The sequence below is a fragment of the Kineosporiaceae bacterium SCSIO 59966 genome, assembly GCA_020881835.1.
Lineage (GTDB): Bacteria > Actinomycetota > Actinomycetes > Actinomycetales > SCSIO-59966 > SCSIO-59966.
Genome location: CP052876.1, coordinates 1063339 through 1076542 on the forward strand (window position 1 = coordinate 1063339; position 13204 = coordinate 1076542).

Genomic DNA, 13204 nt, shown 5'->3' on the forward strand with positions numbered 1-13204 from the left:
GGGACACTGACCCGCATGTCCGCCCCGAACAAGCAGTTCGACCCGGTCGAGGTGACCCCGTTGAAGCCCGAGGAGGTCGAGCGCGCCCTCCACGACGCGCTCGCGGCAGTGGCCTCCGCCGACTCCCTCGAACGGCTCAAGACGGTCCGGATCGAGCACGACGGCGACCGCAGCCCGTTGGCGCTGGCGAACCGGGAGATCGGCGCGCTGCCCCCGGCGGCCCGCGCCGAGGCCGGCAAGCGGGTCGGCGGGGCGCGGGCCCGGCTCCGCCAGGCGCTCCAGCAGCGCCAGGCCGAGCTCGAGGCCGAGCGCGACGCCCGGGTGCTCGTCGAGGAGACCGTCGACGTCACCCTGCCGGTCGACCGGCGCCGGCGCGGTGCCCGGCACCCGCTGACCACCCTGCAGGAGCGGGTCGCCGACCTCTTCACCTCGATGGGGTGGGAGATCGCCGAGGGGCCCGAGGTGGAGGCGGAGTGGTTCAACTTCGACGCCCTGAACTTCGGCGTCGACCACCCGGCCCGCCAGATGCAGGACACCTTCTTCGTCGACCCGCCCGAGGCCGGTCTCGTCCTGCGCACCCACACCTCACCGGTGCAGGCCCGGTCCCTGCTGGAGCGCGGCGTCCCGCTCTACGTCGCCGTGCCGGGGCGCACCTTCCGCACCGACGAGCTCGACGCCACGCACACCCCGGTGTTCCACCAGGTCGAGGGTCTCGCCGTCGACGAGGGCCTGACGATGGCCCACCTCAAGGGCACCCTCGACCACTTCGCCCAGTCCGTGTTCGGGCCGGGTATCACCACCCGGCTGCGACCCAGCTTCTTCCCGTTCACCGAGCCGAGTGCCGAGATGGACGTGCGCTGCTTCACCTGCGACGGCACCGAGCCGTCGTGCCGCACGTGCAAGGGCACCGGCTGGATCGAGTGGGGAGGGTGCGGGATGGTCAACCCGAACGTGCTGCGCGCCTGCGGGGTGGACCCCGAGCGCTACTCCGGGTTCGCGTTCGGCATGGGGATCGAGCGGACGCTGATGATCCGGCACGGGGTCGCCGACATGCGGGACATGGTCGAGGGCGACGTCCGCTTCACCGCCCAGTTCGGGATGGAGGTCTGATGCGGGTCCCGCTGGAGTGGCTGCGCGAGCACGTCGACGTCCCTGCCGAGGCGACCGCGCACGACGTCGCCGCGGACCTCGTCCGGGTCGGCCTGGAGGAGGAGGCCGTGCACGGTGGTGACGTCACCGGACCGCTCGTCGTCGGCCGGGTCCTCGAGTACGTCGAGGAGCCGCAGAAGAACGGCAAGACGATCCGGTGGTGCTCGGTCGACGTCGGGGACGACGCGGCCGACGGGCCCGCCGGTCGCGGACGCGGCATCGTCTGCGGCGCGCACAACTTCGCCGTCGGCGACCTGGTCGTCGTCGTGCTCCCGGGCGCGGTGCTGCCGGGGCCCTTCCCGATCAGCGCCCGGCGCACCTACGGGCACGTCTCCGACGGCATGATCTGCTCGGCCAGGGAGCTGGGCCTCGGCGAGGACCACACCGGGATCATCGTGCTGCGCGAGTACGGCTTGGACGCCGCACCGGGTGACGACGCCATCGGCCTGCTCGGTCTGGACCAGACGACCGTCGAGGTCAACGTGACCCCCGACCGCGGGTACTGCCTGTCGGTGCGCGGGGTGGCCCGCGAGTACGCCCACGGCCGCCGGCTCGACGTCACCACGGCCTACCGCGACCCGGCCGACCTCCCGGTGCCGGACCCCACCGACCGGGGCTACCCCGTCGTCCTCGCCGACGCCGACCCGCTGCACGGCGTCCCGGGCTGCGACCGCTTCGTCGCCCGGGTGGTACGGGGCATCGACCCCGGCGCACCCGCCCCGTTCTGGATGCGCCGCCGGCTGCAGCAGGCGGGGATGCGCCCGATCTCGCTGGCCGTCGACGTGACGAACTACGTGATGCTGCTGCTCGGCCAGCCGCTGCACGCCTACGACCTGGCCACCCTCGACGGCCAGATCACCGTCCGCCGGGCCCGGGACGGCGAGCGGCTTCGCACCCTGGACGGTGTCGAGCGTGCCCTGCACCCGGAGGACCTGCTGATCACCGACGGCGAGGCCGGCGCCCGGGTCATCGGCATGGCCGGGGTGATGGGCGGCGAGCTCACCGAGGTGTCCGCGGCCACCCGCGACGTCCTGATCGAGGCCGCCCACTTCGACCCGGCGACCGTCGCGCGCACGGCGCGCCGGCACCGGCTGCCCAGCGAGGCCAGCCGCCGCTTCGAGCGCGGCGTCGACGACGACCTGCAGCCGGTCGCGGCCGAGCTCGCCGTCCGGCTCCTCGTCGAGCACGGCGGCGGCACGGCCGACCCCGCGGTCACCGACGTCGACGAGCGGCCGGCCCGACCCTCGATCCGGATGCGGGCCGACGAGCCGAGCCGGCTCATCGGCCGGGACTACCCGCTCGAGCGGGTCGTCGAGCTGTTGCGCCAGGTCGGCGCCACGGTGACGGCCGACGGCGACCACCTCGTCGTCACCCCGCCGAGCTGGCGCGGTGACCTGCGCCAGCCGGCCGACCTGGTCGAGGAGGTCGCCCGGCTCGACGGGTACGCCGAGATCCCCTCGGTGCTGCCGCTGGCCCCGGCCGGAGGCGGCCTCACCCTGGAGCAGCGGCTGCGCCGCAGCGTCGGGCGCGCCCTGGCCGAGACCGGCCTGACCGAGGTGCTCAGCTACCCGTTCACCTCACTCGAGCGGGCCGACGAGCTCGGGCTGCCCGCGGACGACCCGCAGCGGCGCGCCGTCCGGCTGGCGAACCCGCTGTCGGAGGAGCAGCCGCTGCTGCGCACCACCCTGCTCGCCACGCTCGTCGACACCCTGCGCCGCAACGTCGGACGCGGGAGCACGGACGTCGCCCTGTTCGAGGTCGGCTCGGTCACCCTGCCGGGGACCGGTGCCGTCGCCCCGCGCCCCGGGGTCGCCGGGCGCCCGTCGGACGCCGAGCTCGCCGCCCTCGAGGCGGCCGTCCCGGACCAGCCGCTGCACGTCGCCGGGGTGCTGGCCGGCCACCGGGTGCTGCCGGGGTGGTGGGGACCGGGCCGCCGCGCCGACCACACCGACGCCATCGACGCCGCCCGCACCGTCGCGGACGCCGTCGGCGTGCCGGTGACCCTCCGCCGCGAGGCGGTCGCCCCCTGGCACCCCGGCCGGTGCGCCGCCCTGCTCACCCCGGACGGCGAGGTCGTCGGACACGCCGGTGAGCTGCACCCGAAGGTGACCGCGGCCCTGGAGCTGCCGGCCCGCAGCTGCGCCTTCGAGCTCGACCTGACCGCTCTCCTGCAGCGTGCGCCCGGACCGGTCCAGGCCCGACCGGTGAGCACCTACCCGCTGGCCAAGGAGGACGTCGCGCTCGTCGTCCCGGCCGACGTGCCCGCCGCCGACGTCCTGGCCGCGCTGCGGGACGGCGCCGGGGACCTCCTGGAGGACGTCCGGCTGTTCGACCTCTACACCGGGGAGCAGGTGCCGCCGGGGCACCGGTCGCTGGCGTTCGCCCTGCGGCTGCGGGCCCCCGACCGGACGCTGACCGCGCAGGAGGCCGCCGCGGTGCGCGCGGCGGCGGTGCAGGAGGCGGCCCGGCGGACCGGGGCGGTGCTGCGCGGTGCCTGACCGTGGGGACCCGCCCCCGGCCCGCACGGCGCTGGTCACCGGCGCCACCGGTGGTATCGGGTCCGTGCTGGCGGTCGGTCTGGCCCGGGCCGGCCTCGACGTCGCCGTGCACGGCCGGGACCGCGACCGTCTGGAACGGGTCCGCGCGGACGTCGCGGCGGCCGGGGTCCGGTGCGTCGCCGTGACCGCCGACGTCACCGACTGGGACGAGGTCCGGGCGATGGTCGACGAGGTCGGCTCCGCGCTGGGGCCGCTCGACCTGCTCGTCAACAACGCGGGCCGGATCGAGTCCACCGAGGTGCCGATCTGGCAGGCCGACCCGGCCGAGTGGCGCGCCGTCGTCGAGGCCGACCTCATCGGCCCGTTCCACCTCGTCCGCGCGGTGGTGCCCGGCATGGTCGAGCGCGGTGGCGGGCGCGTCATCGACCTGAACTCCGGCTCCGGCACCCGCGACATGACGGTGTACTCGGCGTACAACGCGGCCAAGACCGGCCTGTTCCGCATCGGCGGGGGCCTGCACGCGGCCGGGTACGGCCTTGGCCTGCGCGCGGTCGAGCTGGCTCCCGGTGTCGTCGACACCCCGATGACCCGGGGCATGGCCGTGCACGCCGGACGCACCGACTGGACCGACCCCCAGGACGTCGTGGATCTCGTCCTCGCCGTGGCCCGGGGGGAGCTCGACGGGCTGTCGGGACGCTACCTGCGGGCCGGCGCCGACGACCTCGACGACCTGCGCCGGCGTTCCCGGGACGGCGTGCCCGGGCACGGACGGACCCTCGGTCTGCTGCCGTGGGAGGCCGAGTGACCCGCCAGGCCGAGTACTCATGCTCTGTCGTGTATAGTTATGCGTCATGGTGAGCGTCGCAGTCGCCGGAGCCAGCGGCTACGCCGGCGGCGAGGTGCTGCGGCTGCTGCTGGGCCACCCGCAGGTGCGGGTCGGTGCGGTCACCGCGCACACCCAGGCCGGCCAGCTGCTCGGGGAGGTCCACCCCCACCTCGTCCCGCTCGCCGACCGCCCGCTCGACGCGACGACCTCCGACGTCCTGGCCGGGCACGACGTCGTCGTCCTCGCCCTGCCGCACGGCGCCTCCGCACCGCTGGCCGTCGAGCTGGGTGAGGACGTCGTGGTCATCGACTGCGGCGCCGACTTCCGGCTGGTCGACGCCGCCGCGTGGGCACAGTTCTACGGGGGCGACCACGCCGGCAGCTGGCCCTACGGGCTGCCCGAGCTCCCGCTGGCCGGCGGCGGTCGCCAGCGCGACCTTCTCCGCGGCGCCCGCCGGGTCGCCGTCCCCGGCTGCTACCCGACCGCGACGTCCCTGGCACTGGCCCCCGGCCTGGCCGCCGGCCTGCTCGACCCGGACGACGTCGTCGTCGTCGCGGCCTCCGGCACCTCCGGCGCCGGGCGGTCCGCCAAGGTGCACCTGCTGGCCAGCGAGGCCGGCGGCTCGATGTCGCCCTACGGGGTCGGCGGGGTGCACCGGCACGTGCCGGAGATCGAGCAGAACCTCGGCCGGGCCGCGGGGGAGCCGGTCCGCGTCTCCTTCACCCCCACGCTCGCCCCGATGCCCCGGGGCATCCTGGCCACCTGCACGGCCCGGCTGCGCCCCGGCGTCGACCCCGACTCGGTGCGCCGGGCCTGGCAGGACGCCTACGCCGACGAGCCGTTCGTCGTCCTGCTGCCCGAGGGGCGCTGGCCGCGCACGGCCGACACCCTCGGGGCGAACACGGTCCACCTGCAGGTGACGGTGGACGAGCGGCTCGGCCGCGTCGTCGTCGTGGCTGCCGTGGACAACCTCGCCAAGGGCACCGCGGGGGCCGCGGTCCAGTGCCTCAACCTGGCGGTCGGTCTGCCCGAGGCCGCCGGGCTGACCACGACGGGCCTCGCGCCGTGAGCGTCACCGCCGCCCGCGGCTTCCGCGCCGCGGGGGTCACCGCGGGGCTCAAGGCGAGCGGACGGCCCGACCTCGCTCTCGTCGTCAACGACGGGCCGCGGCACGACGCCGCCGTGGTGCTGACCACCAACCGGGTGCAGGCCGCCCCCGTGCTGTGGACGCGTCAGGCGCTCGCCGACGGCCGGTGCGACGCCGTCGTGCTGAACTCCGGCGGGGCCAACGCGTGCACCGGCCCCGAGGGGTTCGCGGACACCCACGCCACCGCCGAGCGGGTCGCCGCGGTGCTCGGCGTGTCCGCCGGCGACGTGGCCGTGTGCTCCACCGGCCTGATCGGGGAGCGGCTGGCGATGGACCGGCTGCTGCCCGGCGTCGACGCCGCCGCCGGCGCGCTGTCCGCGGACGGAGGCACCGCCGCGGCCGAGGCGATCCTCACCACCGACACCGTCCGCAAGGAGACCGTCCGCGAGCTCGCCGACGGGTGGACCGTCGGCGGGATGGCCAAGGGCGCGGGGATGCTCGCCCCGGCACTGGCGACGATGCTCGTCGTCCTGACCACCGACGCCGTCGTGGACGCGGCAGACCTGGACGCCGCACTCCGGGCGGCCACCCGGGTGACGTTCGAGCGGGTCGACTCCGACGGCTGCATGTCGACGAACGACACGGTGCTGCTGCTCGCCTCCGGCGCCTCCGGCGTCCGCGTCGACGCCGGCGTCCTGCAGGACGTGGTCACCGACGTGTGCGCGGAGCTGGCGCGGATGCTCGTCGCCGACGCCGAGGGGGCCCGGCACGACGTCGCGGTCGAGGTCCGCGGCGCCGCCACCGAGGACGACGCCGTCGAGGTCGCCCGCGCGGTGGCCCGCAGCAACCTGGTCAAGACCGCCGTCTTCGGCGAGGACCCCAACTGGGGCCGGGTGCTGGCCGCCGTCGGGACCACCGCCGCAACCTTCGACCCCGACCGTGTCGACGTCTCCTTCAACGGGGTGCGGGTCTGCCGCGGTGGTGGCATCGGGGACCCGCGGGACCTCGTCGACCTGTCCGGCCGCGAGGTGCACGTCCTCGTCGAGCTGCACGCCGGTGAGCAGGCCGCGACCGTGTGGACCAACGACCTCACCCACGACTACGTCCACGAGAACAGCGCGTACTCCACATGAGCGACGACACCAGATGAGCGACGACACCGGCACCCGCCGCTGGGGCACCAGCCGGCCGATGCGCCCGTTCGACCCCGAGGCGGACGCCCGGCGCGCCGGCGTGCTGCTCGACGCCCTGCCGTGGCTCAAGGAGTTCCACGGCCAGGTCGTCGTGGTCAAGTACGGCGGCAACGCCATGGTCGACGACACCCTCAAGGCCGCCTTCGCCGAGGACATGGTGCTGCTGCGCTACGCCGGTATCCGGCCCGTCGTCGTCCACGGCGGCGGTCCCCAGGTCACCCGGATGCTCGACCGCCTCGGCATCGCGACCGAGTTCCGCGGCGGGCTGCGGGTCACCACCGACGAGGCCGCCGACGTCGTGCGGATGGTGCTCGTCGGGCAGGTCGGCCGCGAGCTCGTCGGACTCGTCAACGGGCACGGACCGCACGCCGTCGGCCTGTCCGGCGAGGACGCCGGGCTGTTCACCGCCCGCCCCACCCGGGCCGTCGTCGACGGCGAGGAGGTGGACCTCGGCCGGGTGGGGGACGTCACCGACGTCCGGCCGGCCGCGGTCCTCGACCTCGTCGAGGCCGGCCGGATCCCCGTGGTGTCCTCGGTGGCGCCGGGGCCGGACGGCAAGGTGCTCAACGTCAACGCCGACACCGCGGCCGCCGCGCTCGCCGTCGCCCTCGGCGCGGTCAAGCTCGTCATCCTCACCGACGTCGAGGGCCTGTACGCCGACTGGCCGGACCGCTCCTCCCTCGTCGAGGCGATCACCGCCGACGAGCTCGAGCGGGTGCTGCCCGAGATCGACTCGGGGATGCGACCGAAGATGCAGGCCTGCCTGCGGGCGGTGCGCGGCGGCGTCCGGCGGGCGACCGTGGTGGACGGCCGGCTGCCGCACGCGCTGGCCCTGGAGATGCTCACCAGCGAGGGGACCGGGACGATGGTGACGCCGTGAACGGCACCGACGACCTGCTGCGCCGGTACGGCGCGGCCGTGATGAACACCTACGGCACCCCGCAGCGGGTCCTGGTCCGGGGCCGGGGCGCCGAGGTCGAGGACGCCGACGGGCGCCGCTACCTCGACCTGCTCGGCGGGATCGCCACGAACGTCCTCGGCCACGCCCACCCGGCGCTGGTGGCCGCGGTGACCGACCAGCTCGCCACCCTCGGGCACGTCTCGAACTTCTTCGCCACCCGCCCGCAGATCGAGCTCGCCGAGGAGCTGCTCGCCCTGCTCCTCGCGCCGCCGGGGTCGCGGGTGTTCTTCTGCAACTCCGGCGCCGAGGCGAACGAGGCGGCGTTCAAGCTCGCCCGCCGCACCGGGCGCCCGCACGTCGTCGCCGCCGTCGACGGCTTCCACGGTCGCACGATGGGCGCCCTCAGCCTCACCTCCCGGGCCGCCTACCGGGACCCGTTCGCCCCGCTCGTGCCCGGTGTGCGGCACGTCCCGTTCGGTGACGTCGACGCGCTGGCGGCCGCCGTCGACGAGCAGGTCGCCGCCGTCGTCCTCGAGCCGATCCTCGGCGAGGGCGGAGTGCGGCCCGCCCCGGACGGCTACCTGACCGCGGCCCGCGAGATCACCGCCGCGGCCGGGGCGCTGCTCGTCCTCGACGAGGTGCAGACCGGGATCGGCCGGACCGGGGCCTGGTTCGCCCACCGGCTGCCGGGTCTGGGCCTGCCGGACGGCGTGCTCCCGGACGTCGTGACCCTGGCCAAGGGACTCGGCGGTGGCATCCCGGTGGGCGCGGCCGTCGCCCTGGGCGAGGGGCCGGGGGCGCTGCTGGGCCCCGGTCAGCACGGGACGACGTTCGGCGGCAACCCGGTCGCCGCGGCCGCGGGGCTCGCGGTGATCCGCACGGTCCGGCAGGAGGGGCTGGTGGAGCGGGCCGCCGTGCTCGGCCGCCGGATCACCGCCGGCGTCACCGCGCTGCAGCACCCGCTGGTGGCCGGCACCCGCGGGGCCGGCCTGCTGCAGGCGATCGTGCTGCGCCGCCCGGTCGCCGCCGACGTCGTGGCCGCCGGGCTGGACGCCGGCCTCATCCTCAACGCCGTGGCCCCGGACGCCGTCCGGATCGCCCCACCGCTCGTCCTCACCGACGAGCAGGTCACCCGCCTGCTCGACGCCCTGCCCGGCGTCCTCACCGCCGCCGACCCCGACCGGGAGAGCCGATGACCCCCGCCCCTCGCCACTTCCTGCGCGACGACGACCTCACCCCGGACGAGCAGGCCGAGGTGCTGGCCCTGGCGGCCCGGCTCAAGGCCGACCGGTTCTCCCGCCGTCCGCTGCAGGGCCCGCTGACCGTCGCCGTCCTGTTCGACAAGCCCTCCACCCGCACCCGGGTCTCGTTCAGCGTCGGCATCGCCGAGCTCGGCGGCTACCCGCTCGTCCTGGACACCGGCACCAGCCAGATGGGCCGCGGCGAGCCGGTCGAGGACACCACCCGGGTCCTGGACCGGCAGGCCGTCGCCATCGTCTGGCGGACGTTCGAGCAGGCCCGCCTGGAGGCGATGGCCGCGGTCTCCCGGGTCCCCGTCGTCAACGCCCTCACCGACACCTTCCACCCCTGCCAGGTGCTCGCGGACCTGCTGACGGTCACCGAGCGGCGCGGCCGGCTCGCCGGGCTCACCCTGGCCTACCTGGGCGACGCCGGGAACAACATGGCCCACTCCTACGCCCTCGGCGGGGCCACCGCCGGGATGCACGTGCGGCTGGCCGGCCCGCAGGGCTACCTGCCCGACCCGGACGTCGTCGCGGCCGCCCAGCGGATCGCCGCCGGCACCGGCGGGTCCGTCACCGTGCTCACCGACCCTGCGGCCGCCGCGGACGGCGCCGACGTCCTGGCGACCGACACCTGGGTCTCGATGGGGCAGGAGGACGAGGCCGCCGCCCGGGAGGCGCCGTTCGTGCCGTTCGCGGTGGACGAGGGCGCGCTGGCCCGCGCCGCTGACGACGTCGTCGTCCTGCACTGCCTGCCGGCCTACCGCGGCAAGGAGATCGCGGCGTCCGTCATCGACGGGCCGTCCTCCGCCGTCTGGGACGAGGCGGAGAACCGGCTGCACGCGCAGAAGGCGCTGCTCACCTGGCTGCTGGACGGCTCTGCGGGCGCACCGTGATCCCGGCGACCAAGGCCGCTCGGCACGCCCGGATCGCCGACCTGCTGGCCCGCCGCGAGGTCCGCTCCCAGGGCGAGCTCGCCGAGCTGCTGGCCGCCGACGGCCTCACCGTCACCCAGGCCACCCTGTCCCGCGACCTGGTGGAGATGGGCGCCGTCCGGGTCCGCGGCGTGGACGGCGGCCTCGTCTACGCCGTGCCCGGCGAGGGCGGCGACCGGACCCCTCGCGCCGGGGTGACCCAGGAGGTGCTGACCGGCCGACTGGCGCGGCTGTGCGAGGACCTCCTGGTGACCGCCGAGGCCTCGGCCAACCTCGTCGTCCTGCGCACCCCTCCCGGGGCGGCCCAGTTCCTGGCCTCCGCCGTCGACCACGCCGCCCTGCCGGAGGTCCTCGGCTCGATCGCCGGCGACGACACCGTGCTGCTGATCTGCCGGGACCCGCACGGCGGCCCGGACGTGGCCCGCACCTTCCTCGCGCTGGCCGGGCGCCCCGAGCCGCCCGGCCCGGTGCCCGACCCGGTGCCCGACCACCACACCCCGCACCCGACCGACCGGAGAGACGACACACCGTGAGCAAGGTCCTCACCACCCTCCCGCGCGGCGAGCGCGTCGGCATCGCCTTCTCCGGCGGGCTCGACACCTCCGTCGCCGTCGCGTGGATGCGCGACAAGGGCGCCGTGCCGTGCGCCTACACCGCCGACCTCGGCCAGTACGACGAGCCGGACGTCTCCGGCGTCCCCGGCCGTGCCCTGCAGTACGGCGCCGAGCTGGCCCGGGTCGTCGACTGCCGCCGCGAGCTCGTCGAGGAGGGCCTGGTCGCCATCGCCTGCGGCGCCTTCCACATCCGCTCCGCCGGCCGGGTCTACTTCAACACCACCCCGCTGGGGCGGGCCGTCACCGGGACGCTCCTGGTGCGGGCCATGCACGCCGACGGCGTCGACATCTGGGGCGACGGCTCGACGTTCAAGGGCAACGACATCGAGCGGTTCTACCGGTACGGGCTGCTCGCCAACCCGGCCCTGCGCATCTACAAGCCGTGGCTGGACGCCGAGTTCGTGGCCGAGCTCGGCGGCCGTGCCGAGATGAGCCGGTGGCTGCGCGAGCACGACCTGCCCTACCGGGACAGCGAGGAGAAGGCGTACTCGACCGACGCCAACATCTGGGGGGCGACGCACGAGGCGAAGACCCTCGAGCACCTCGACGTCTCGCTGGAGACCGTCCAGCCGATCATGGGGGTGCGGTTCTGGGACCCGGACGTCGAGATCGCCCCGGAGGACGTCACCGTACGTTTCGAGCAGGGCCGGCCGGTCGCGGTGAACGGCACCCGGTACGACGACCCGGTCGAGCTCGTCCACGTCGTCAACGCGATCGGCGGCCGCCACGGACTCGGGATGTCCGACCAGATCGAGAACCGGATCATCGAGGCGAAGTCGCGTGGCGTCTACGAGGCCCCGGGCATGGCGCTGCTGTGGATCGGCTACGAACGGCTGCTCAACGCCGTCCACAACGAGGACACCATCGCCGCCTACCACGCCGACGGCCGCCGCCTGGGCCGGCTGCTGTACGAGGGGCGCTGGGCCGACCCGCAGGCGTTGATGCTGCGCGAGTCCCTGCAGCGCTGGGTCGCCTCGCTCGTCACCGGTGAGGTCACCGTCCGGCTGCGCCGCGGGGAGGACTACACCATCCTCGACACGCGTGGTGCGGCGTTCTCCTACCACCCGGACCGGCTGTCGATGGAGCGCACCGAGTCGCCCGCCTTCGGGCCGACCGACCGGATCGGCCAGCTGACGATGCGCAACCTCGACATCGCCGACTCCCGGATGCGGCTGGAGCAGTACGCCAGGCAGGAGCAGCTCCCGGCCGGACCGCTGTTCGCGGCGCTCGAGGCCGGCGGCGCCGAGCAGATCGCGGAGAACCCCGCGGTGCGCGGCGAGCAGGACGCGGCGCTCGACAACGCCGCCATGGAGGCAGGGACGGACTGATGGACGACGAGAGCGGCACGAGAGCAGGCAGCCTGTGGGGCGGCCGGTTCGCCGGCGGCCCCTCCGACGCGCTGGCCGAGCTGTCCCGGTCAACGCACTTCGACTGGCGGCTCGCCCCGTACGACCTGGCCGGGTCGATGGCGCACGCCCGCGTGCTGCACCGCGCCGGGCTGCTCGACGACAACCAGCTCGCCGCCATGCTGTCCGGCCTGCAACAGCTCCTCGACGACGTCACCTCCGGTGACCTCACCCCGCACCCGGACGACGAGGACGTGCACTCCGCCCTGGAGCGGGCGCTGATCGAGCGCGTCGGCGCGGACCTGGGCGGGCGCCTGCGGGCGGGCCGGTCCCGGAACGACCAGATCGCCACCCTGCTGCGCATGTACCTGCGGGACGCCGCCCGTCGCCTGTCGGGCCTGGTCCGCGACCTCGTCGCCGCCCTCACCGAGCAGGCCGAGCGGCACCTGGGGGTCGCCATGCCGGGGCGCACCCACCTGCAGCACGCGCAGCCGGTCCTGCTGTCCCACCACCTGCTGGCGCACGCCTGGCCGCTGGTGCGTGACCTCGAGCGCTGGCGCGACTGGGACCGTCGGGCCGCGGTGTCCCCGTACGGGTCCGGTGCGCTGGCGGGCTCCTCGCTCGGACTCGACCCCCGGCTCGTCGCCGCCGACCTCGGGTTCGACGACAGCTCGCCGAACTCCATCGACGCCACCGCGTCCCGGGACGTCGCGGCCGAGTTCGCCTTCGTGGCCGCCATGGTCGCGGTCGACGTCTCCCGGCTGGCCGAGGAGGTCGTCCTGTGGGCGACCCGCGAGTTCGGGTTCGTCGAGCTCGACGACGCCTACTCGACGGGGTCGAGCATCATGCCGCAGAAGAAGAACCCCGACGTCGCCGAGCTCGCCCGCGGCAAGGCCGGCCGCCTCGTCGGTGACCTCACCGGCCTGCTCACCACGCTCAAGGCGCTGCCGCTGGCGTACAACCGTGACCTCCAGGAGGACAAGGAGCCGCTGTTCGACGCCGTCGACACCCTCGCCGTGCTGCTGCCCGCCTTCACCGGCATGGTGGCGACGCTGCGCTTCCGGACCGAGCGGCTGGAGGAGCTCGCGCCGCAGGGCTTCTCGCTGGCCACCGACGTGGCGGAGTGGCTGGTCCGCCGGGGCGTGCCGTTCCGAACCGCCCACGAGGTGGCCGGCACCTGCGTCCGGGTGTGCGAGCAGCGGGGGATCGACCTCGTCGACCTGGGGGAGGAGGACCTGCGCCGGATCAGCGAGCACCTCACTGCCGACGTGCGGGAGGTCCTCACCGTGCAGGGGTCCCTCGCCTCCCGGGACGCCCGTGGCGGCACCGCCCCGGTGCGGGTCGTCGAGCAGCTCGACGAGCTGCGTGCGGCGCTGGCGGCACTGGCCCCGTGAGCACCGCCGCGCCGTCCGGG

At 75.3% G+C, this 13204-nt stretch carries 11 protein-coding genes; all 11 read left to right on the top strand.

Features of this window, described 5'->3' with window-relative positions; translation table 11 throughout:
* Positions 1-15 precede the first annotated feature (15 nt).
* Genes pheS through argH form a run of 11 tightly spaced genes read left to right on the top strand, consistent with a single transcriptional unit; the run spans position 16 to position 13184 of the window.
* Entirely contained in the window at positions 16-1110 is a 1095-nt protein-coding gene (gene pheS / locus HJG43_05095) for a phenylalanine--tRNA ligase subunit alpha (protein UER54033.1), read from the top strand.
* The gene (locus tag HJG43_05100) at positions 1107-3647 is read left to right on the top strand and encodes a phenylalanine--tRNA ligase subunit beta (protein ID UER55725.1); all 2541 of its coding nucleotides are present in this window, start codon (positions 1107-1109) and stop codon (positions 3645-3647) included. The genes pheS and HJG43_05100 overlap by 4 nt, the downstream gene beginning before the upstream one ends.
* Positions 3640-4452 (top strand): SDR family oxidoreductase, encoded by an 813-nt coding sequence (locus tag HJG43_05105; protein UER54034.1) that lies wholly within the window; start codon positions 3640-3642, stop codon positions 4450-4452. The genes HJG43_05100 and HJG43_05105 overlap by 8 nt, the downstream gene beginning before the upstream one ends.
* Before the next feature lie 46 nt (positions 4453-4498).
* Positions 4499-5542 (top strand): N-acetyl-gamma-glutamyl-phosphate reductase, encoded by a 1044-nt coding sequence (locus HJG43_05110; protein UER54035.1) that lies wholly within the window; start codon positions 4499-4501, stop codon positions 5540-5542.
* Positions 5539-6693, top strand: a complete 1155-nt coding sequence (gene argJ, locus HJG43_05115; GenBank protein UER54036.1) for a bifunctional glutamate N-acetyltransferase/amino-acid acetyltransferase ArgJ — start codon at positions 5539-5541, stop codon at positions 6691-6693. Before HJG43_05110 ends, argJ begins: the two co-directional genes overlap by 4 nt.
* A gap of 58 nt (positions 6694-6751) precedes the next feature.
* Positions 6752-7633 (top strand): acetylglutamate kinase, encoded by an 882-nt coding sequence (gene argB, locus HJG43_05120; GenBank protein ID UER55726.1) that lies wholly within the window; start codon positions 6752-6754, stop codon positions 7631-7633.
* A 41-nt stretch (positions 7634-7674) separates the two neighbouring features.
* Positions 7675-8850, top strand: coding sequence for an acetylornithine transaminase (locus tag HJG43_05125; GenBank protein UER55727.1), 1176 nt, complete (start codon positions 7675-7677; stop codon positions 8848-8850).
* On the top strand, positions 8847-9791 hold the full coding sequence (gene argF, locus HJG43_05130; protein UER54037.1) for an ornithine carbamoyltransferase: 945 nt from the start codon (positions 8847-8849) through the stop codon (positions 9789-9791). Before HJG43_05125 ends, argF begins: the two co-directional genes overlap by 4 nt.
* On the top strand, positions 9788-10363 hold the full coding sequence (locus HJG43_05135) for an arginine repressor (GenBank protein ID UER54038.1): 576 nt from the start codon (positions 9788-9790) through the stop codon (positions 10361-10363). The genes argF and HJG43_05135 overlap by 4 nt, the downstream gene beginning before the upstream one ends.
* Positions 10360-11772, top strand: coding sequence for an argininosuccinate synthase (argG, locus tag HJG43_05140; protein ID UER54039.1), 1413 nt, complete (start codon positions 10360-10362; stop codon positions 11770-11772). The genes HJG43_05135 and argG overlap by 4 nt, the downstream gene beginning before the upstream one ends.
* Positions 11772-13184, top strand: a complete 1413-nt coding sequence (argH, locus tag HJG43_05145; GenBank protein UER54040.1) for an argininosuccinate lyase — start codon at positions 11772-11774, stop codon at positions 13182-13184. The genes argG and argH overlap by 1 nt, the downstream gene beginning before the upstream one ends.
* The last annotated feature ends 20 nt before the right edge of the window (positions 13185-13204 follow it).

What these genes read in the sequence shown, in the direction of transcription:
- pheS (UER54033.1), top strand. Translation starts at nt 16, where the DNA reads ATGTCCGCCCCGAACAAGCAGTTCGACCCGGTCGAGGTGACCCCGTTG.
- HJG43_05110 (UER54035.1), top strand. Translation starts at nt 4,499, where the DNA reads ATGGTGAGCGTCGCAGTCGCCGGAGCCAGCGGCTACGCCGGCGGCGAG.
- argB (UER55726.1), top strand. Translation starts at nt 6,752, where the DNA reads ATGCGCCCGTTCGACCCCGAGGCGGACGCCCGGCGCGCCGGCGTGCTG.
- HJG43_05125 (UER55727.1), top strand. Translation starts at nt 7,675, where the DNA reads ATGAACACCTACGGCACCCCGCAGCGGGTCCTGGTCCGGGGCCGGGGC.
- argF (UER54037.1), top strand. Translation starts at nt 8,847, where the DNA reads ATGACCCCCGCCCCTCGCCACTTCCTGCGCGACGACGACCTCACCCCG.
- argH (UER54040.1), top strand. Translation starts at nt 11,772, where the DNA reads ATGGACGACGAGAGCGGCACGAGAGCAGGCAGCCTGTGGGGCGGCCGG.